This is a genomic window from Silvimonas sp. JCM 19000 (assembly GCF_054652575.1).
The window spans coordinates 161,983-180,560 of sequence record NZ_BAAIHC010000006.1 but is presented as its reverse complement, the minus strand read 5'-3'; the positions used below and the strand labels follow the sequence as shown (position 1 = coordinate 180,560).

Sequence of the window (18,578 nt, the reverse complement as noted above, 5' to 3'; positions counted from 1 at the left end):
ACACGACGGTTTCTCGTTCACCATTAAGTCAGGGATCGGTTATGAGTGACCAGCACGTTGATAACAGCAAACGGCGGTTTCTGCTGCTCGCCAGCAGCGGCGCAGGTGCCGTGGCCGTGGCAGGAATTGCCACACCGTTTGTAGCCAGCTTTTTGCCTTCGGAGCGCGCCAAAGCGGCAGGCGCCCCGGTCGAAGTCGATATCAGCAAGCTTGAAATGGGCCAGAAGGTCAACGTGGAATGGCGCGGCAAGCCGGTCTGGGTGGTCAAGCGCACCAAAGAGATGATCGACAATCTGCCCAAGCTGGATGGCGAACTGGCCGATCCGAAATCAGATTCGAGCGACCAACCTGATTACGCCAAGAACGCAGCGCGTGCGCTCAAGCCTGAGATCTGGGTTGCAACCGGCGTGTGCACCCACCTCGGCTGTTCGCCGACCTATCGTCCTGACCTGGCACCCGCCGATCTGGGCCCGGGCTGGCTGGGTGGCTACTACTGCCCCTGTCATGGCTCCAAGTACGACCTCGCAGGTCGTGTTTACAAGGGTGTGCCGGCACCGCTGAATCTGCCGATCCCGCCCTACAAGTTCCTGACCGATACCACCATCCGTATCGGTGAAGACAAGTAAACGCCACACCCACTGAGGCTTGAACATGAGCAAAGCACAACAACTCCTGGACTGGGTGGACGCGCGGTTTCCGCTGACCGCCACCTGGAAGTCCCAGATGTCCGAGTACCGGGCACCCAAGAACTTCAACTTCTGGTATTTCTTCGGCTCACTGGCCCTGCTGGTGCTGGTGCTGCAGATCGTTACCGGTATTTTCCTGACCATGAACTACAAGCCGGATGGCTCGTGGATTCCGGGTACCAATGTTTCCGTCGCCTTCAACTCGGTGGAATACATCATGCGCGACGTGGCGGGTGGCTGGATCATCCGTTACATGCACTCCACCGGCGCCTCGATGTTCTTTGTCGTGGTTTACCTGCATATGTTCCGCGGTCTGATCTACGGCTCGTTCCACAAGCCGCGTGAACTGATCTGGGTGTTTGGTTCGCTGGTCTTCCTGTGCCTGATGGCCGAAGCCTTCCTTGGTTACCTGCTGCCGTGGGGCCAGATGTCGTTCTGGGGCGCGCAGGTGATTGTTAACCTGTTTGCGTCGATCCCGGTGATTGGCCCGGATCTGTCGACCTTCATCCGCGGTGACTTCGTGGTGTCGGACGTTACGCTGAACCGCTTCTTTGCCCTGCACGTGATTGCCGTGCCGCTGGTACTGCTGGCGCTGGTGATGGCTCACTTGATTGCGCTGCACGAAGTGGGTTCCAACAACCCGGACGGCGTGGATATCAAAAAGCACAAAGACCCGGTAACTGGTTACCCGATCGACAGCGTGCCGATGCACCCGCACTACACCGTCAAGGACATCCTTGGTGTCGTGGTCTTCCTGATCGTGTTCTCCAGCATCGTGTTCTTCAAACCGAACATGTTTGGTTTCTTCCTGGAAGACAACAACTTCATTCCGGCAGATCCGCTGAAGACCCCGCCGCACATTGCGCCGGTTTGGTACTTCACGCCGTTCTACGCCATTCTGCGCGCCGTGCCGTCGTTCCTGGGCACGCAGGTGTGGGGTGTGTTGGCGATGGGCGCCGCTGTGGTGATGATTGCGCTGCTGCCGTGGCTGGATCGTTCGCCGGTCAAGTCCGTGCGTTATCGCGGTCCGGTGTTCAAGGGCGCGCTGGTGGCCTTTATCGTGGCGTTTATCGGTCTGGGCATGCTGGGCGCGTTGCCGCCGACCGATGTCCGCACGCTGGTTTCGCGCATTCTGTCCGTGGTGTACTTCGCGTTCTTCCTGGGTATGCCGATCATCTCGAAGATCGATACGTACAAGCCTGTGCCTGACCGCACCACCGTGCAGCCGTTCTCGGCCAAGGTGAAGATGGTCGTGTACTTCCTGATTACGTTTGCGCTGGCCGCGCTCTTCGCCAAAGTGATTTAAGGACAACAGCAGCCATGAAACTGAATTTACGTGTTTGGCTTGCCGCCGCTGTACTGGCACTGCCGCTGGCCTCTTTCTCTTTTGCTGAAGAAGGTGGCCCTGAGCTGGACAAGGCCCCGGTTAACATCCAGGACACTGAATCGCTGCAACGCGGCGCTCAGACCTTTGTTAACTATTGCCTGTCGTGTCATGGCGCAACCATGTTGCGCTACAACCGCCTGCAAGACATCGGCCTGACCGAAGACCAGATCAAGAACAACCTGATGTTTACCACCGACAAGGTCGGCAACATCATGAAAGTGGCGATGACCAATGCCGATGCCAAGCAATGGCTCGGCGCTGCCCCGCCTGATCTGTCGCTGGAAGCCCGTGCCCGTGGCGCGGACTGGCTGTATACCTATCTGCGTTCGTTCTATCGCGATGATTCCCGCCCCACCGGCTGGAACAATGCGGTGTTCGACAAGGTAGGTATGCCGCACGTGCTGTGGGAACTGCAGGGTCGCCAGGATGCGGTCTACAAGACCGAAAAAGTGAACGGCAAAGACGTGCAGACGCTGGTTGGCGTCAAGCTTACTCAAGCCGGCCTGTTGACCCATCTGGATGGCGACAAGGCGGATACCACCGACTACGACAAGCGCGTGGGCGATCTGGTTAACTTCATGGTTTACATGAGCGAACCGGCGCAAATCCATCGCGAACAGATCGGTTATGCCGTCGTACTGTTCCTGCTGTTTATTCTGCTGCCGCTGGTTTATGCGCTGAAGAAAGACTACTGGAAAGACGTCGAGCACTAAGCCCGATGGGGTATTGGTGTCATTCAAAACGGAGCCTGCGGGCTCCGTTTTTTACGTTTGAAACATTCTCATAAAACAACGATTTATCGTTGCAGATCATGGGCTTATGTTCCTAAATTCGCTTTTCTCGGGCAAAAGCTTTAAAATTCAACGCTTTGCAAAATTCACCTTGGAGTTTCCCGTTTATGATGAAGCTGTATTCCGGCACCTCCTGCCCGTTTAGCCATCGCTGCCGTATTGTCCTGTTTGAGAAAGGCATGGACTTCGAAATTATCGACGTCGATGTCCACAGCAAGCCGGAAGACCTGGCCGTCATGAACCCGTACAACGAGGTTCCGGTGCTGGTCGAGCGTGATCTCACGCTGTACGAATCCAATATCATCAACGAATACATCGACGAACGCTTTCCGCATCCGCAACTGATGCCGGCGGATCCGGTGATGCGCGCCCGCGCTCGCCTGATGCTGTTCAATTTTGAACGCGAATTGTTCGTGCACGTCAAAACGCTAGAAGACGGCGCTGCCACCAAAAAGGCGCAAGATGTGGCCCGTACCACCATCCGCGACAACCTGACCCAGATCGCGCCGCTGTTTACCAAGCAGAAGTTCATGCTGGGCGAAGAGTTCTCGATGCTGGATGTGGCAATTGCTCCGCTGCTGTGGCGCTTTGAGCACTACGGCATTGAAGTGACCAAGCCGCTGGCTTCGGTGATGAAATATGGCGAGCGTCTGTTCAGCCGCCAGGCATTCATTGATTCGCTCACGGCCAACGAAAAAGCCATGCGCAAGTGATGTAGAGTGAGGATTAGCGCGGCCACACGGGCCGCGCAGTCCTCGTTATCGGGGTACGTTCATGTCATCGATATCCACCAAACCTTATCTGATCCGCGCTATTCACGAATGGTGCTCTGACCATGGGTTCACGCCCTACCTGGTTGTTTCGGTCCGCGACAAGATGCAGGTGCCGATGGAGTACGTGAAGAACGGCGAGATTGTGCTCAATATCAGCTATAACGCCACGCGTAACCTGAGCCTGAGCAATGATTTTGTTTCGTTCTCGGCGCGCTTTAATGGCGTCTCGCGCGAAATCGTGATTCCTGTAGGCGCCGTCGTTTCAATTTTCTCGCGCGAAAACGGCGAGGGGATGGGCTTTGAATACGAAGCCCCGCCGGAAGCCGCGTTGCTTGATGACGCGCCCGCCGCGGCCGAGCATGGCGCGGAAAAGTCCGACGACGATGATGATCACACACCGCCAGAGCCGCCGCGCCCGGCGGGTCGTTCGCATTTACGCGTCGTCAAATAGTTGATTTTGTGACGGTTGCTGCCGTCGCTACAAAAAAGCCCACTGCTGCAGTGGGCTTTTTGCATTGGCGCTGGGGCGGGGTGACGGTTTTGCTCAATGTAGTTCGAGTGTGGTGCAGAAATTACGTAGTTTTAAGCCATATTGGTGCATTTGGCGATGTTGTGTGCTTGATGTGTACTACGTGAATTTTGGCGGGGAGTCAGTTTTGCCCCAGAAATATGGTGTAACACGCTGTAAATAAAGAGTTAATCCGATGGCGGGTAGATGTTGAAGAAGCCAGAATGTAGTAAATGCCCGACAAACGTATGAAATTTGGTTACGTAGTATAACTACACATGGTGTATGATTCGCTCATTGACATTCAACTAGCAGGAGCAAGCATCATGGCTATCAGCATTCCGTTCTTCGGCAAGATTGGTTCTGACGTTCAGTCTCTGGCCCCCAACACTCGCGTTAACCGCGCTAGCGCCCTGGGCGAGCCGGAACGCATTGACGGCATCGTGCTGTATCAAGTGGGCAAGCGCGCCAAGGTGTGCTGGGGTCCGGGCAAGAGCCGCATGGAGCCGGTCGACAAACTGGTGATGATCGTCGAATAAGTTTCGATATCGCCACGCGCAACCGAGCGCACCCAGACCGTCAAAAAAAACCCGCAGCTTTCAAACTGCGGGTTTTTTGCGACTGCGTTACCTGTGTTTATTCAGCGTCCGATTCCGCATCTGGCGTCGCTTCGGTATCGGTGGCAGCCGCTTCGGCAGCGACCGGTTTGGCGGCAGCCACTTTACGTTGCAGCACGGCGGCGTAGAAACCGTCGGTTCCGTGCTCTTGCGGCGTTAATTGCAGATCGGTGCCGGTCAAAGGCAGTTCAATCTTTTCTTTGCTCAGCAGATCGCGTACGTCGATGCGCTCGAAGTCCGGATGCGTCGCGAGGAAGGCGTCGACCACTTCTTTGTTTTCGCGCTCGAGAATACTGCAGGTGGCGTACACCAGGCGGCCACCGGCTTTGACCAGGCGCGATGCCGAAGCCAGGATGGATTGTTGCAACTGGTTCAGCTCGTTGACGCTCTTGGGCGACTGACGATATTTCAGATCGGGATTGCGGCGCAGCGTGCCCAGGCCCGAGCAGGGCGCATCCACCAGCACGGCGTCCATCTTGCCCGCCAGACGCTTGATTTTCTGGTCATGTTCGGATGCGATCAGTTGCGGCTGCACGTTGGACAAACCCGAACGCGCCAGACGCGGCTTCAGATTGGCCAAGCGCTTTTCCGAGATATCAAACGCGTATAAACGGCCGGTGGATTGCATGACCGCGCCAATCGCCAGCGTCTTGCCGCCCGCGCCTGCGCAGAAATCGGTCACCATCTGGCCGCGTTTAACGCCGGTCAGAATCGCCAGCAACTGGCTGCCTTCGTCCTGCACCTCAAAATTGCCCGCCAGAAACAGCGGATGGCGCGCCAGGTTGGGCTTGCCCACCAGACGGATGCCCCATGGCGAATACGGCGTGGCTTCGGCCGGAAATTCTTCCGCCTTCAGTTGTTCCAGCAGCGTGTCGCGCTTGGTCTTGAGGATGTTGGCACGGATATCCAGCGCGGCGTTGTGCGCCAGCGAATTGCCGACCGCGAGAATTTCTTCTTCGCTACGGCCTTCCGCTTGCAGCGCCTCAACAATCCATTCGGTAAGGTTGGCGCGCACCGCCAGCGGGGCGGTGTTCCAGTCCAGCGCTTTCCACTTTTGCGCGATTTCGAGCTGGTTTTCGCGATAGGTGGTGGCCAGCTCTTTCATATTGCGTTTTTCGACGGCGGCATGCAGCGCCAGCAGCCACAAGCGGCCGCCCGCGTCAGCGCCGGCTACCCACTTGAGCTTGGGCAGATTACGCAACAGCGCGAATACGGTTTCAGCAATGGCGGTACGGTCACGCGCGCCCAGGCGCTTGTTCTCGCGGAACATGCGCGACATGCACACGTCAGCCGGCGCGGAAAACGGCAGGATCTGGTCCAGCGCTTCCAGCACGGCATCATATTGAACGGGGGTGAGAATCATGGTGCTTCTTTGGTAAGGATAAAAAACTAACGGTTGAGTGTGCCGCCAGGCGGATGCGGACGATCAACGCCCGCAATCGGCGGTTCGAGCACGGTAGTGCCTTCTATGGTCACCTCGGTGGCAACCACATCGATAGGCGCGTCCTTGCCCAACACAATCACCATGCGTACTGGCAGGTTAGACCATTGTGGCGCCAGCCAGAAATCGAACACGCGATCTTCGTACGTGCCATGGAGCACGACGGCATCGACGGGTTTACCGCCCAGGCGCAATGTGGCCTGGCCGCGTATCTCGAACGGCACGTCCTGGTAGAACTTGCGCCCGCTGGCCAAAGAGAAGGTAAAGTCCTTCAGCCGCGAGCCCTGCTGTGCAAACTGGAACGGTGCCGACAGCAAATCCTGGTCACCGGGCTTGAGGGCGCCGGTGGGATGTTTGTCGCCATCGTGCATGTTCACGCTGTTATTGGCCCAATCAAACACGGCCTCGTTCTGCAACTTACCGTCGCGCATATCGGCGTAACGGTCGGGCACCAGCCCACGACTACTGATACTGCCTTCGCTGCTCAATGCCCGGCTTTTGCCAAACATCGCTGCCGCCAGGCTGATGTGATAACGCCCGTTTTCCACTTCCCACGTCAGCCGTGCCGGAATCGGCAGGCCACGGTACAGATAAGTAATGCTGGCATGGCGTGGAAAGCCCTTGTGCTTGAGCGGCCCACTGGCCAAAGCCGCCACGGCGCTGGCATCCGGTGTCGATGCCTGCGCCGCTGCCGCTGCCGGACGTGAGGCGGGCAATGGCGTAGGCGTGGGTATCGGCGTGGCCAGCGCCACCATGCTGGCCGCCGACGCCGCAGAAGCCCGGTCTGCCGCAAACAAGGGCTCCGGAGTGGGCGTAGCCGCCACTGCCGATGCGCCGTGCGTTTCCGATGCCGCTTGTGCCAGCACCGGACTGGGTGTTGCGGTGGGCTTGGGGCGCCGTTTCGGTTTTGGCGCCGGTGTAGGCGTTGGCGCGGCCGCCGCCAGCTTCAGCGGTTGTTTGGGCTGCAGCCAGATCGTCTGTCGTTCTGGCCGTTTTACATTCTTCAGCGACGTGGGTAGCTCGTCGTCATCCCACGACTGGTCTTCAAGCTTGTGGGTAACCTTGGCCAGTTTTTCATTCAGATCCAGCGGGGTATTGCTCCACCACGCGTAGATCAAGTCAGCGCTGACGCTGAGCACGTGCAGCAATAGCGATAACACAAAAGCGCCCAGCAACAACAGGCGCGAGCGATTCCAGCGGCGATGGGCGCGCGGCGCGGTCATGCCACCTGCTGCGTATCGCGCACGCGCTGGCCATCAATCTGCAAGCCGCCGGCCACAAAGCGGGCCACGGCTTGCGGATACAGGGTGTGCTCGCATTCCAGTACGCGGGCGGCCAGCGTTTCGGGCGTGTCATCGTCCAGCACCGGTACCGCTGCCTGCGCGATGATCGGGCCGTGATCGAGCTCGGCCGTGACAAAGTGCGCGGTGCAGCCATGCAGTTTGACGCCTGCTTCAATGGCGCGCGCATGGGTGTGCAAACCAGTAAATGCGGGCAACAGTGACGGATGCACATTGATCATGCGGTTGGCGTAGTGCGCCACAAATGCCGGGGTCACAATCCGCATAAAGCCAGCCAGCACCACCAGATCGGGCGCGTGCTGGTCGATCAGCGTCATCAGCGCGGCATCAAACTGGTCGCGGTCGGCAAATTCTTTATGATCCAGCACCGCGGTGGCGATGCCGTTTTGCTGCGCCCATGTCAGTCCTGCCGCTTGCGGCCGGTTCGAAATCACGGCGGCTACGCGAGCGCCCGCAATGCGCGCGTTGACGATCGCCTGCATATTGCTGCCGCGACCAGAAATCAGGATGACGATGTTCTTCATAAAGCGGGTATCGAGGGCCGAAGGAAAGGCTAAAAACACAGGCCGCCCGCGCTGCAGAACAGACACGGGCGGCCCAGGGCGGAGACAGTCAACGCCGGATCAGGCCACCTGGGTCTGATGCTCGTCGCCCTGGCGCTCGCGCACCAGACCGATGCGATACACCGTTTCGCCCTCGGCTTGCAGGGTTGCGATAGCGGCGGCCGCATCGGCTTCATCAACAATCACCACCATGCCGATGCCGCAGTTAAACGTACGGTACATTTCGTCGGCCGCCACATTGCCTTTTTCTTGCAGCCACTGGAACAGCTTGGGCATGGTCCAGCTTTGCGCGTCGACTTGTGCCACCACATTGGCTGGCAATACACGCGGCACGTTCTCGGAAATGCCACCGCCGGTGATATGGGCCATGCCCTTCACGGTCAGCGTTTGCATCAGCTTGAGCAGTGGTTTTACATAGATGCGGGTCGGGGCCATCACCACGTCAGCCAGCGATTTGCCGCCGTCAAATTCAGCCGCGTAATCGGCTTCGGCCAGATGCATGATCTTGCGCACCAGCGAATAACCATTGGAATGCGCGCCGTTGGAAGCCAGGCCCAGCACCACATCGCCCGGCTTGATGTGCTCGCCGGTGATGATATTGGCTTTTTCCACCACGCCCACGGCAAAGCCAGCCAGATCGTATTCGCCCACCGGGTACATGCCCGGCATCTCGGCGGTTTCGCCGCCAATCAGCGCCGCGCCGGCTTGTTCACAGCCATGCGCAATGCCGCGGATGACTTCGGTGGCGGAATCCACGTGCAGCTTGCCGCAGGCAAAATAATCAAGGAAGAACAGCGGTTCAGCGCCCTGAACCAGAATGTCGTTGACGCTCATGGCCACCAGATCGATGCCGACGGTGTCATGGCGATTGAGTTCGAAGGCCAGCTTGAGCTTGGTGCCCACGCCGTCAGTGCCCGAGACCAGCACCGGCTCTTTGTACTTTTTGGAGATTTCCACCAGACCACCAAAACCGCCGATGCCGCTCAGAACTTCGGGGCGCATGGTGCGCTTGGCATAGGGTTTGATGTTCTCTACAAGCTGATCGCCAGCGTCGATATCGACACCTGCATCGCGATAGCTCAAACCGGGGGTGGTGGTGGTCATGCGTGGCCTCGTGGTCATCGTGATCTACAACGGTTTGCGTAAGGGATAAGTCAAAACGGTCGTCAAAAAGTGCCCACAGCCAGCCCGCAAAGTGGGCCTGAACGCGGCGTCCATCCCAGGTTCATGGCGGGAAGAGCGCGTTGCAGCTAGAATTGACGGCCGTTCGATCCAAAAGCGCCGTATTTTAACGCATCCCGCGATGAAACGCCCGACTCCCCGTCAGCCGATGTTCCACTCCCGCACCGCCTTTGCTGGCCTGCGGCTTCTGGCACGTCTGCGGGTTAGCGCCGCCGTGCCGTCGCAGTGTGGTTGCCCATGAGCCAGCAACTGGTGCTGGACCTGTATCTGCCGCAGCCGCCCAGCGTTGAAGGTTATGTGGCGGGCGAAAACGCCGAGCCCTTGTTCATGCTGGGCGAATGGGCTTCGGGCGAAAGCTACGCGTCGTTCATGTATCTATGGGGCGGCCCCAGCGTGGGCAAATCGCATTTGCTGGCAGCGGCGCGGCAACGGGTGCCGGGTGCCATTCTGGTGGATTGTGCGCGCCAGGCATTGCCACTGAGCATAGCGCCCGATGCGGCCTTGCTGGTTGATAACGTCGAGCATCTCGATTTTGAAGCGCAAATCCGCTTGTTCGATCACTTCAATACGCTGCGCGAAGGCAATGGCCGTTTGATTGCCACCGGCCCCGTGCCACCGATGCAACTGGAATTGCGCACCGATCTGACCACGCGGCTGGGTTGGGGCCTGGTGTACCAGCTCAAGCCTTTGAGCGACGCCGACAAGCTGGCCGCCTTGCGCAAACAGGCGCGCGAGTGGGGTTTTGATTTGTCGACCGAGGCGGCCGAATATTTGCTGCGCCATACCGACCGCGATCTGGTCAGCCTGCAATCGGTGCTGACCCAGGCCAATCGCTATGCGCTTTCGCAAAAACGCCCGGTGACGGTGCCGCTATTGCGCGAAGTGCTGCACGCCGATCGCGATTTCTGATTTCCGCCAGGGGCTTGCGGCGCGCTCAAGGCGCCGCAGCCGGCGCAGTGCGCGCGGCATCGATGGCCCAGCCACCCACGGTCGTCACGCCATTGACCGTTGCTTTGCCCGCGTCATAGGCCACGCCAGCCGCAGTCGTGGTCACGTTCACTGCCGTCACGCCCACATTCACCGCCGTGACCCCGACATCTACCGCGGTCGACACCACGCCGCATGCGCCCAGCAAGGGTGAAATAACAAAAGCAATCAACAGGGTAGGGCGCATTTCGATTCCGGGGCAAAAGGCAAACGCGCACAGCGTACGTCAGATTGTTCCCACACTCCATGCGCGGGCGGTATCGATATGTTCCGGAGGGGGCCGTGCCCGGATCAGCGGCCCATGCCGCCGACTTGCTGCGCCAGATAGGTGGCGTAGTTGTCCGTCATGCCGCCAATAAAATCCAGCACGCGGCCGTAGGTTTGATAAATCGGCCATTCCTTCTTCGGCGCGTTGTATTCCATCAGATCCAGAATCCGCTTCATGCGGAACGGCAATTCCGGCGATACGCGTAATTGCCAGGCTGCATTGCAAAATGCATCCAGCAAGATATCCAGACAAGTAAACGAGCCGACTTCAATTTCCACTTTGCGCCGCGCATTAAAAATCTGATCGCGCGCCAGTTGCTTGGCTTCGGCAATGCCATGGCGCAGGCTGGCCGGGCAATCGCCGAGCATGTCACCGCTAAATTCGCCGGCCAATAACTTCTTGTGATTCTTGATAAACGCCTTGGCCACTTCGGTCACACAACGGCCTATGGCCTTGCCACGCAGCAAAGAAATCTTGCGCCGCACCGACGGCGCCGCCGCCACTTCCATCTGCAGCAATTCGGTATCGCCACCGCAAATCTTCATCAGCAAAGGCTCGACCGTGTCATACGGCAGCATGCCAATTTCGATACCGTCTTCCAGATCGAGAATCGCGTAGCAAATATCGTCGGCCGCTTCCATCAGATAAGACAGCGGATGGCGCGCCCAGCGGCCTGGGGCGATTTCGGGCAGGCCCAGTTCAGATGCCACTTGTTCCAGCAAATGCCGCTCGGATTGGTAGCAGCTGAACTTGCCTTTTTCGCCCGCAAATTCGCTGGTCCATGGATATTTGAGCGTGGTGCCCAGCGTGGCATAGGTCAGCCGCATGCCGCCTTCAAAGCGATGGTTTTCCAGTTGCGTCACCACCCGGAACCCCTGCGCATTGCCTTCAAACGTCTGCAGATCACGCCGTTCATTCGGCGACAGATTCTGCAGCAGATAGGCATGGTCATCGCGGCGGAACCAGTCGCGGATGGCGTATTCGCCCGCGTGGCCAAACGGGGGATTGCCGATATCGTGCGCCAGGCAGGCGGCCTGGATAATTGCGCCCAGATCGTAGGGCGAGATATGCGACGGCAGTTCGTTGCGCAGTTGCTCGCCTACAATCAAACCCAGGCTGCGGCCCACGCAACCCACTTCGATCGAATGCGTCAGGCGCGTATGCACATGGTCGTTTTCGGTCAGCGGATGCACCTGGGTTTTGCGGCCCAGCCGCCGGAACGGTGAGGAGAACACGATGCGGTCGTGGTCTTTATGAAAATCGCTGCGCGAGAGTTCGTCGTCCGGCGCATTGTCGCGCGGGGCGCCCAGGCGGTTGGCGCTGAGCAGGCGGTGCCAGTCCATCATGATCCAGAATCCGGGTAGCAAGACAGGCGCTCATCATACGCCGGGCATCGCCCACTTGCCGCGTAACAAACCGGCCCGCGCAATACGCAAGCGGCTGGGCCAGGGCGGGCTTTCCGGTTAGAATAGCGCGCGTTTTTTTATGGGGAACGGCATGGCTTTGCTGGAAATCAGGGACGTGGTCAAACGCTTCGGCGATTTCACCGCCGTCAATCACGTCAGTCTCAGCGTAGAGGCCGGCGAGTTCTTTACTTTGTTGGGCCCGTCGGGCTGCGGCAAGACCACTTTGCTGCGGATGCTGGCGGGTTTTGAGCAACCGGACAGCGGCGAATTGCTGCTGGATGGCAAGTCGCTGAATGGCGTGCCGCCGGAAAAGCGCCCGGTGCATACGGTATTCCAGAGCTACGCGCTGTTTCCGCATATGACGGTGCAACAGAACGTGGCCTTTCCGCTCAAGATGGCGGGGGTGGCGCCGGAGCAGATCAAGGCCCGCGTGGCGGAAGTGCTGGAAGACGTGCGCCTGCAGCAGTTTGCCACGCGCATGCCCAGCGAATTGTCGGGTGGCCAGCGGCAACGCGTGGCGATTGCGCGCGCGCTGGTTAATCGTCCGCGCGTGCTGTTGCTGGATGAGCCGCTGTCGGCGCTCGATGCCAAATTGCGCGAGCAAATGCAGCTGGAGCTGATCAATCTGCAAAAAGAAGTCGGCATCACGTTTATTTATGTGACGCATGACCAGGGCGAAGCGCTGGCCTTGTCGCACCGGATTGCGGTAATGAGCCAGGGCCAGGTTGAGCAACTCGATGCGCCCGAGAATATCTACTCATACCCCAAGAGCCGCTTTGTGGCCGACTTTATCGGCCAATGCAACCTGCTGGATGCCACCATCCGCAGCGTCAGCGCCGAGCGTATGCAGATCGAAATCGAAGGCGTCGGTACGCTGGATACGCTGCCGGTGGCCGGCGCGAGCGTGGGCCAGAAAGGCACGTTGGCCTTGCGCCCCGAGAAGATCAAGCTGGGCGCTAGCGTGGCCACTGGCAATGCCGATGAAGTGCATTTCAAAGGCAAGGTGCACGACTGTCTGTATCTGGGCGATGTGACGGTCTACATCGTCGAGCTGGAAAACGGCATGTTGATCGAAACCATGCTGCCCAACGCCGCACCGGGCCGCGCCCGTTTCTTTGACGACAACGATCAGGTCGAGCTGGCATGGCGCTTTGACGCCGGCCATTTCGTGCTGGCGTAAGGGGGCTTCGTGTCCATCAGTACCTCCAAACGCGTGTCGAAGTGGCTGATTTCCGGGCCGCCGCTGCTGTATCTGCTGATCTTCTTTGCCATCCCTACCGGCATGATGGCGCTGGCGGCGTTTCGTTTTCCCGGCGATTACGGCGGCTTGATGCCGCTGTTTGGCACCGATGCCGCCACCGGCAAAACCACGCTGCTGGTCAATGCGCAAAACTGGCATGACTACATTACGCTCGATAACTTTGCCCGCTTCTTTCAGGAGCCGGTGTTTATCGAGCTGTTTATCAAATCGTTCTGTTATGCGGGCCTGACCACGCTGCTGTGCCTGGTGTTGTCCTATCCGCTGGCGTGGCTGATTGCCCGTTCGCCCAAAAAATGGCGCGATCTGCTGGTGCTGCTGGTCATCCTGCCGTTCTGGAGCAACTTTCTGATCCGCGTGTACGCCTGGATGATTATCCTGGGGCCGCAGGGTTACTTTGCCAAAGTGGTCAACGGCTTTCTGGGCATGTTCGGCGTCGAGCCCTTGCAGTTTCTGTTTACGCCGTTCGCGGTGGTGCTGGTGCTGGTGTATGTGCATCTGCCGTTTATGGTGCTGCCGCTCTACGCCAATCTTGAGAAGCATGACATGGCCTTACTCGATGCCGCGCAAGATCTGGGCGCATCGCGTTGGCAGCGCTTCTGGAAAGTCACCTGGCCGCTGAGCCTGCCGGGTGTGTACGCGGGCGCGGCGCTGGTGTTTATTCCGGCGCTGGGCATTTTTGCGGTGCCCGATCTGGTGGGCGGCACCGACGGCATCATGATCGGTAACCTGATCAAACAGCAGTTTCTGGATTCGCGCGACTGGCCGTTTGGCTCGGTGCTGTCCATCATGCTGACGCTGTCGGTGTTGATCATGGCCGGCCTGATGAGCCTGCTGGGCCGCGGAGGCAAACGCAATGCACTCTAAGCAATCAAAATGGCTGTGGGCGTGCGCGCTGCTGGTCTACGGTTTTCTGTATCTGCCGCTGCTGATTGTGGTGGTGTATTCGTTCAACGATTCGCGCCTGAACGCCGAATGGGTGGGCTTTACCACGCATTGGTACGGCGTGCTGTTCAGCGATGAACAGATGCTGACCGCGGCGCGCAATTCGCTGCTGATCGGGCTGGTGTCGAGCATTTTCGCCACCTTCTTTGGCACGCTGGCGGGCTTGTCGATGTACAAGTACCGGCTGCGTCTGTTGCCGGTGCTGGTGCTGACGCCGATTGCGATTCCCGAAATCCTGATGGCCTTGTCGTTGCTGATGTTCTTTGTGACGCTTAATTTCAGCATGGGCTATCTGTCGATTACGGTGGCGCACATCGCATTCTCGATTGGCTTTGTCGCTATCGTGGTGCGCTCGCGTTTGCAGGGCATGGACGAATCACTGGTCGAAGCCGCGCGTGATCTGGGCGCTTCGCCATTGCAGGCGTTCTGGCGGGTGACGTTTCCGCTGATCCTGCCAGGCATTATCGCGGGCGCGTTGATGGCGTTTACGCTGTCGATTGATGATTTTGTGATCACCTACTTTGTAGCGGGCGCGGGCGCGTCGACGCTGCCACTGCAGATTTACTCGATGCTGAAGATTGCGGTGACGCCTGAAGTGAATGCGATCTCGTCGCTGCTGATGCTGCTGACGCTGGCGCTGATCATGATCGCCGCCAAACTGGCCCCCGGCGCGCTACGTGCCAGCCATTAACCCATAGGGTGGGTCTGGACCCACCCTTCAAAGTGGCTGGCCAGGCTCACAGCAATGCCAGGCGGCTTTGGGTGGCGCGATCAAACGCCATTAACCCGAAGCGGTATTGCCAGGCTCAGCGCACCGAGCTTGCGGCTTTGGGTGGTGGGTCTAGACCCACCCTATGCATGGTTTATCGCCGCCCTTTATTGGGCGGCTTTTTTACGCCCATCGCACCGCTGCGGGGCAATGGCGGCGCGGGTTGGCGGCAAATTAACCACAGGGCGGTCGCCACCGGCATACGCGGCATAACCTCTGGCATAATCGGGCGCTGATTGTTTTTGATCATGGGTGCGGGTGCATGCCCCCCGCACTTTTTTCAGTGGTTCAGACCGGAGAGTCTCAGACATGAAAAAGCTGTTGTTGGCGTTGATGCTGGCTACGGGCGCTGCTGCGCAAGCCGAAGATGTATTGCACATCTACAACTGGAACAACTACATCGCGCCCGAAACCGTCAAGCATTTCGAAGCCGACTGCAAGTGCAAGGTGGTGCAGGATTATTACGGCGCCATGGAAGAAATGCTGGCCAAGCTGGCCGCTGGCGCCAAGGGTTATGACGTGGTGGTGCCGACGGGTTTTGCCTTGCCGCCGCTGATCAAACAAGGTCTGGTGCAGCCGCTGGACAAGAGCAAGATTCCGAATCTGAAAAACATGAACGCCTCGTTCATGAACAGCCAGTTTGATCCGGGCAACAAATACTCGGTGCCGTACGCGTTTACCACCACGCTGATCGGTTACAACGACAAGAAAATCAAGGAACTGGGCATTGATCCGTCCAGCTGGGCCGCGATTTTTGATCCGGCGGTGCTGAGCAAGATCAAAGGCAAGGTCACCGTGCTGGATGACCCGAAAGAACTGTTCGCTGCCGCCATGATGTACAACGGCTTTAACCCGAACAGCACCGATGCCAAGCAATGGCAGAAAGCCAAAGACACCATCATCAAGGCCAAGCCGTACTGGGCTGCGTTTAACAACCAGAGCTACATCAAGGAATTGACGGTGGGCAATATCTGGTTGGCGCACGGCTACTCCAACGACATGTTCCAGGCCAACACCGACGCCCACACCGCCAAGCGTCCGTTCGGCATTGCCTACACGCTGCAGAAAGAAGGCAACACCTTGTCGGTGGATAACATGATGGTGATGAAGAGCGCGCCGCGCCCCGATCTGGCCTTCAAGTTCATCAACTTCATGCTCGATGGCAAGAATTCGTCCGAGCTGACCAACATGATCGGCTCGGGTAACCCCAACGCCGCTGCCGGCCAGTTTGTGAACGCGGATATCAAGGCCATCAACGCCGTGTTTCCGACGCCGGACAATATGAAAAAGCTGTATCAGCTCAACGCGCTGGAAGGCAAACCGCTGCGTGATCTGAACCGCCTCTGGACGGAAGTGAAGACCGCCCGATAAGCTGGCGGGGGCAGGCTGCCAGGCCTGCCCCCATTCAATCAACGGCCCCTATGCGCGCTTCCCCTCCCATCAGCTTTCTTGCCAGCGCGCACCCCCATACGCGGCTCTCGCGTTATTTCTTCTGGTGCTACCTGCTGGTGGTGCTGTTGGTCAGTTTTTATCCGTTTACCGATTGGCGTTATACCGGCGAGCCGGTGTTTGCCTTCTATACCTACCCGCTGCCGTACTACTACACGTTTTTTGATAACGCCATCAACGTACTGGCCTATGTGCCGCTGGGCATCGGCGCCTCGTTGATGATCCGGCGTTGGCCCGCGCTGGCGTGGCTGATCAGCGCGCTGGTGTGCGTACTGGTGTCGTGCGGTGTCGAGTTTGTGCAGCAGTTCATTCCCAGCCGCGTTGCCAGCAATATGGACATCTTTTCCAACGGCGTGGGTGGGCTGATTGGTGCGGTGGGGGCGGTGGCCTTGCGCGCGCGGCGCGTGCAGCACGCCTGGCTGGTGTTTCGCCACAAACATCTGTATCCGGGCGGCGCGGCGGAGTGGGGGCTGGTCTGGTTGTGTCTGTGGCTGATTACGCAGTTTGATCCATCGGTGCCGTTCTTTGGCGTGGTGGACGAACCGCGCGGCATTCCGCAACCCATTCTCGCCCCGATGCAGGATCCAGGCTTGTTTCTGGATTTGCTTGAAGGCGGTGGCATGCTGCTCAACACCCTGGGCGTATGTCTGTTTACTTCGGTGCTGGTGCGCTACAGCCGGAATATCCCGCGTGCCATCATTGCCCTGGTCAGCCTGGTGTTGCTGAGCAAGATCATCTTTGCCGCCATCATGCTGCGCTGGAGCCAGTTCTTTATCTGGATTAACTGGAACGTGGCGCTCGGTGGCCTGGCGGCCGTCCCCTTGCTGGCGGTGCTGTGGCGTTTGCCGCGTCGATTGCGGGCGGTGGCTGGCGCGATCTGCTTGCTGGCGGCGGTGCTGGTCAGCTGGTTGTGGCCTCTGGTGCCGCAGCTGTCAGCCATGCTGCCGCTGTTCCGCTGGCATTACGGCCACCTGATGCATTTCCGTGGCTTGTCAGCGCTGATCAGCGATATCTGGCCCTATGGCGCCATGATCTTTCTGCTGGGCTTTGCGCTGCTGGCGCGGCCGCATGATGAGCCCGTCTGGTAACGCTAAGGCTCCAGCGCAAAGCCGACGTCGGGCTCGTATTCAACAAAGTGCACGCTGGCGATCAGGCCATCCTTGATCTGATAGATCGCCACCACTTCCACCGTTAACTGGTCCAGCCCGGTGATGATTTCGTGATCAATCACCACATGGCCAAACACAATGCGATTGACCAGTTCGGCGTGCAGATTGGGGCGGTTAAAGCGATGCAGCCGGTAATAGCCGGCGAAGGCGATGCGGCCTTCCAGCCGTGTCTTGTCGGACGGCCACACCGCGGCGCGCACGTCCTCGGCGTAACAGGCGACAAAGGCGTCGATATCGTGGGCGTTATAGGCATCCAGTTGCGCCTGGATCAGCGCGGCCGGATCGGGATGGGTTTCTGCGGAAATCATGTCAGTCTGTCCTGTTACACGATCTGCCGCAGCGGCCCTCAGACCTTTACTTGCAACGGCACATCGGGGTTAACGAACGTCTGCCCCGCAATCAGCTTCTGCATCATTTGCGGGTCTTGCCATTCCGCCAGCACTTGCTCTGAGAACACGATATCGGCGGGGCGGATGACGCCCATGCGGGCGTTGTCGGCGTCTTCGCGGAAGGCTTGTGCGTAGCCGGTGTCGGTTTCATGCGCGATCACCGAATGCAGGCGCACATCGCCTTCGCCGTTCTTCATGACCGTGTTCTGCAAAATGGCGTCGATGACGATAAAGAATAGTCGAGCAAACTGCTCGGCGGAGGGCGATACCGGCAAAGCAATCCAGCGCGCGCTGAATTGCTTGCACAGGCGGATGTACTCGGGGTCGTCTTTGTCCCAGAAACAGATGGCGTGATCAAACGCATCGATCACATCCTTGATGGTGCCCTTCATCAAACCGAAGTCGTACACCATCTGACCGTGGTCCAGCGTATGCGCCTCCAGCAGCACCTCAACCTTATAGCTGTGGCCGTGGATGGAATGGCGGCAACGATCGCTGGAACAGTTGCGCACGATATGGGCGTTTTCGAACTTGAAGAGCTTGCGGATCAGCATGATAAAACCTGAGTAATGAACTCGGGTTTTATCATGTTGCCCGCTTTTCGAGCAACCCCGCCGCCGCCGTGGCGCAGTTCAGCCGCGTGGCGCGGCGGATTCGGAGCGACCCCATAAAAGTGGTGCATAGGGTGG

General features: G+C 58.7%; 20 protein-coding genes. 12 read left to right on the top strand and 8 right to left on the bottom strand.

Going from position 1 to position 18,578, the window contains the following annotated elements; translation table 11 throughout:
• Positions 1–41: 41 nt before the first annotated feature.
• From petA to ACYQ1A_RS08070, 6 genes are all read left to right on the top strand, one after another.
• On the top strand, positions 42–626 hold the full coding sequence (gene petA, locus ACYQ1A_RS08095) for a ubiquinol-cytochrome c reductase iron-sulfur subunit (protein ID WP_499361592.1): 585 nt from the start codon (positions 42–44) through the stop codon (positions 624–626).
• Between the two features lie 25 nt (positions 627–651).
• The gene (locus ACYQ1A_RS08090; RefSeq protein WP_499361591.1) at positions 652–1,992 is read left to right on the top strand and encodes a cytochrome b; all 1,341 of its coding nucleotides are present in this window, start codon (positions 652–654) and stop codon (positions 1,990–1,992) included.
• A 14-nt stretch (positions 1,993–2,006) separates the two neighbouring features.
• Entirely contained in the window at positions 2,007–2,786 is a 780-nt protein-coding gene (locus ACYQ1A_RS08085) for a cytochrome c1 (RefSeq protein WP_499361589.1), read from the top strand.
• 185 nt (positions 2,787–2,971) lie between these two features.
• Complete coding sequence (locus ACYQ1A_RS08080) at positions 2,972–3,577, top strand: glutathione S-transferase N-terminal domain-containing protein (protein ID WP_499361585.1); 606 nt, start codon at positions 2,972–2,974, stop codon at positions 3,575–3,577.
• A gap of 61 nt (positions 3,578–3,638) precedes the next feature.
• A complete protein-coding gene (locus ACYQ1A_RS08075; RefSeq protein ID WP_062222417.1) occupies positions 3,639–4,088 on the top strand; it encodes a ClpXP protease specificity-enhancing factor in 450 nt (149 codons plus the stop codon).
• A 383-nt stretch (positions 4,089–4,471) separates the two neighbouring features.
• Positions 4,472–4,684, top strand: a complete 213-nt coding sequence (locus tag ACYQ1A_RS08070; protein WP_499361584.1) for a hypothetical protein — start codon at positions 4,472–4,474, stop codon at positions 4,682–4,684.
• A 97-nt stretch (positions 4,685–4,781) separates the two neighbouring features.
• Here ACYQ1A_RS08070 and ACYQ1A_RS08065 read toward each other — a convergent pair whose 3' ends face one another.
• The 4 genes from ACYQ1A_RS08065 to purM form a co-directional block, all read right to left on the bottom strand.
• Positions 4,782–6,125 (bottom strand): RsmB/NOP family class I SAM-dependent RNA methyltransferase, encoded by a 1,344-nt coding sequence (locus ACYQ1A_RS08065; protein WP_499361582.1) that lies wholly within the window; start codon positions 6,123–6,125, stop codon positions 4,782–4,784.
• A 26-nt stretch (positions 6,126–6,151) separates the two neighbouring features.
• Positions 6,152–7,426, bottom strand: coding sequence for a DUF3108 domain-containing protein (locus tag ACYQ1A_RS08060; protein WP_499361580.1), 1,275 nt, complete (start codon positions 7,424–7,426; stop codon positions 6,152–6,154).
• A complete protein-coding gene (gene purN, locus ACYQ1A_RS08055) occupies positions 7,423–8,028 on the bottom strand; it encodes a phosphoribosylglycinamide formyltransferase (protein WP_062225424.1) in 606 nt (201 codons plus the stop codon). The genes ACYQ1A_RS08060 and purN overlap by 4 nt, the downstream gene beginning before the upstream one ends.
• Positions 8,029–8,127: 99 nt before the next feature.
• On the bottom strand, positions 8,128–9,171 hold the full coding sequence (gene purM, locus ACYQ1A_RS08050; protein ID WP_499361579.1) for a phosphoribosylformylglycinamidine cyclo-ligase: 1,044 nt from the start codon (positions 9,169–9,171) through the stop codon (positions 8,128–8,130).
• Positions 9,172–9,486: 315 nt separating this feature from the next.
• Here purM and hda point away from each other — a divergent pair, with 315 nt between their 5' ends.
• Complete coding sequence (hda, locus tag ACYQ1A_RS08045; RefSeq protein WP_499361578.1) at positions 9,487–10,158, top strand: DnaA regulatory inactivator Hda; 672 nt, start codon at positions 9,487–9,489, stop codon at positions 10,156–10,158.
• 25 nt (positions 10,159–10,183) lie between these two features.
• On the opposite strand, the gene ACYQ1A_RS08040 is transcribed toward hda, so the two are convergent.
• Positions 10,184–10,423, bottom strand: a complete 240-nt coding sequence (locus ACYQ1A_RS08040) for a hypothetical protein (protein WP_499361577.1) — start codon at positions 10,421–10,423, stop codon at positions 10,184–10,186.
• 104 nt (positions 10,424–10,527) lie between these two features.
• Positions 10,528–11,850: a deoxyguanosinetriphosphate triphosphohydrolase gene (locus tag ACYQ1A_RS08035; RefSeq protein WP_499361576.1), complete on the bottom strand. Its 1,323-nt coding sequence runs from the start codon at positions 11,848–11,850 to the stop codon at positions 10,528–10,530.
• Between the two features lie 151 nt (positions 11,851–12,001).
• Here ACYQ1A_RS08035 and ACYQ1A_RS08030 point away from each other — a divergent pair, with 151 nt between their 5' ends.
• From ACYQ1A_RS08030 to ACYQ1A_RS08010, 5 genes are all read left to right on the top strand, one after another.
• Positions 12,002–13,090 (top strand): ABC transporter ATP-binding protein, encoded by a 1,089-nt coding sequence (locus tag ACYQ1A_RS08030; RefSeq protein ID WP_499361575.1) that lies wholly within the window; start codon positions 12,002–12,004, stop codon positions 13,088–13,090.
• A 9-nt stretch (positions 13,091–13,099) separates the two neighbouring features.
• Entirely contained in the window at positions 13,100–14,035 is a 936-nt protein-coding gene (locus tag ACYQ1A_RS08025) for an ABC transporter permease (protein WP_499361574.1), read from the top strand.
• Positions 14,025–14,804, top strand: coding sequence for an ABC transporter permease (locus ACYQ1A_RS08020; protein ID WP_053936778.1), 780 nt, complete (start codon positions 14,025–14,027; stop codon positions 14,802–14,804). Before ACYQ1A_RS08025 ends, ACYQ1A_RS08020 begins: the two co-directional genes overlap by 11 nt.
• 387 nt (positions 14,805–15,191) lie before the next feature.
• A complete protein-coding gene (locus ACYQ1A_RS08015; RefSeq protein WP_499361572.1) occupies positions 15,192–16,253 on the top strand; it encodes an ABC transporter substrate-binding protein in 1,062 nt (353 codons plus the stop codon).
• Between the two features lie 50 nt (positions 16,254–16,303).
• Positions 16,304–17,419: a VanZ family protein gene (locus ACYQ1A_RS08010; protein WP_499361571.1), complete on the top strand. Its 1,116-nt coding sequence runs from the start codon at positions 16,304–16,306 to the stop codon at positions 17,417–17,419.
• Positions 17,420–17,421: 2 nt separating this feature from the next.
• Here ACYQ1A_RS08010 and ACYQ1A_RS08005 read toward each other — a convergent pair whose 3' ends face one another.
• Together ACYQ1A_RS08005 and ACYQ1A_RS08000 are read right to left on the bottom strand one after the other, a co-directional pair.
• The gene (locus ACYQ1A_RS08005; RefSeq protein WP_499361570.1) at positions 17,422–17,808 is read right to left on the bottom strand and encodes a nuclear transport factor 2 family protein; all 387 of its coding nucleotides are present in this window, start codon (positions 17,806–17,808) and stop codon (positions 17,422–17,424) included.
• Between the two features lie 38 nt (positions 17,809–17,846).
• A complete protein-coding gene (locus ACYQ1A_RS08000) occupies positions 17,847–18,443 on the bottom strand; it encodes a 6-pyruvoyl trahydropterin synthase family protein (protein ID WP_062224349.1) in 597 nt (198 codons plus the stop codon).
• Positions 18,444–18,578: the final 135 nt, after the last annotated feature.

What these genes read in the sequence shown, in the direction of transcription:
- petA (WP_499361592.1), top strand. Translation starts at nt 42, where the DNA reads ATGAGTGACCAGCACGTTGATAACAGCAAACGGCGGTTTCTGCTGCTC.
- ACYQ1A_RS08090 (WP_499361591.1), top strand. Translation starts at nt 652, where the DNA reads ATGAGCAAAGCACAACAACTCCTGGACTGGGTGGACGCGCGGTTTCCG.
- ACYQ1A_RS08085 (WP_499361589.1), top strand. Translation starts at nt 2,007, where the DNA reads ATGAAACTGAATTTACGTGTTTGGCTTGCCGCCGCTGTACTGGCACTG.
- ACYQ1A_RS08080 (WP_499361585.1), top strand. Translation starts at nt 2,972, where the DNA reads ATGATGAAGCTGTATTCCGGCACCTCCTGCCCGTTTAGCCATCGCTGC.
- ACYQ1A_RS08075 (WP_062222417.1), top strand. Translation starts at nt 3,639, where the DNA reads ATGTCATCGATATCCACCAAACCTTATCTGATCCGCGCTATTCACGAA.
- ACYQ1A_RS08070 (WP_499361584.1), top strand. Translation starts at nt 4,472, where the DNA reads ATGGCTATCAGCATTCCGTTCTTCGGCAAGATTGGTTCTGACGTTCAG.
- ACYQ1A_RS08065 (WP_499361582.1), bottom strand. Translation starts at nt 6,125, where the DNA reads ATGATTCTCACCCCCGTTCAATATGATGCCGTGCTGGAAGCGCTGGAC.
- ACYQ1A_RS08060 (WP_499361580.1), bottom strand. Translation starts at nt 7,426, where the DNA reads ATGACCGCGCCGCGCGCCCATCGCCGCTGGAATCGCTCGCGCCTGTTG.
- purN (WP_062225424.1), bottom strand. Translation starts at nt 8,028, where the DNA reads ATGAAGAACATCGTCATCCTGATTTCTGGTCGCGGCAGCAATATGCAG.
- purM (WP_499361579.1), bottom strand. Translation starts at nt 9,171, where the DNA reads ATGACCACCACCACCCCCGGTTTGAGCTATCGCGATGCAGGTGTCGAT.
- hda (WP_499361578.1), top strand. Translation starts at nt 9,487, where the DNA reads ATGAGCCAGCAACTGGTGCTGGACCTGTATCTGCCGCAGCCGCCCAGC.
- ACYQ1A_RS08040 (WP_499361577.1), bottom strand. Translation starts at nt 10,423, where the DNA reads ATGCGCCCTACCCTGTTGATTGCTTTTGTTATTTCACCCTTGCTGGGC.
- ACYQ1A_RS08035 (WP_499361576.1), bottom strand. Translation starts at nt 11,850, where the DNA reads ATGATGGACTGGCACCGCCTGCTCAGCGCCAACCGCCTGGGCGCCCCG.
- ACYQ1A_RS08030 (WP_499361575.1), top strand. Translation starts at nt 12,002, where the DNA reads ATGGCTTTGCTGGAAATCAGGGACGTGGTCAAACGCTTCGGCGATTTC.
- ACYQ1A_RS08020 (WP_053936778.1), top strand. Translation starts at nt 14,025, where the DNA reads ATGCACTCTAAGCAATCAAAATGGCTGTGGGCGTGCGCGCTGCTGGTC.
- ACYQ1A_RS08015 (WP_499361572.1), top strand. Translation starts at nt 15,192, where the DNA reads ATGAAAAAGCTGTTGTTGGCGTTGATGCTGGCTACGGGCGCTGCTGCG.
- ACYQ1A_RS08010 (WP_499361571.1), top strand. Translation starts at nt 16,304, where the DNA reads ATGCGCGCTTCCCCTCCCATCAGCTTTCTTGCCAGCGCGCACCCCCAT.
- ACYQ1A_RS08005 (WP_499361570.1), bottom strand. Translation starts at nt 17,808, where the DNA reads ATGATTTCCGCAGAAACCCATCCCGATCCGGCCGCGCTGATCCAGGCG.
- ACYQ1A_RS08000 (WP_062224349.1), bottom strand. Translation starts at nt 18,443, where the DNA reads ATGCTGATCCGCAAGCTCTTCAAGTTCGAAAACGCCCATATCGTGCGC.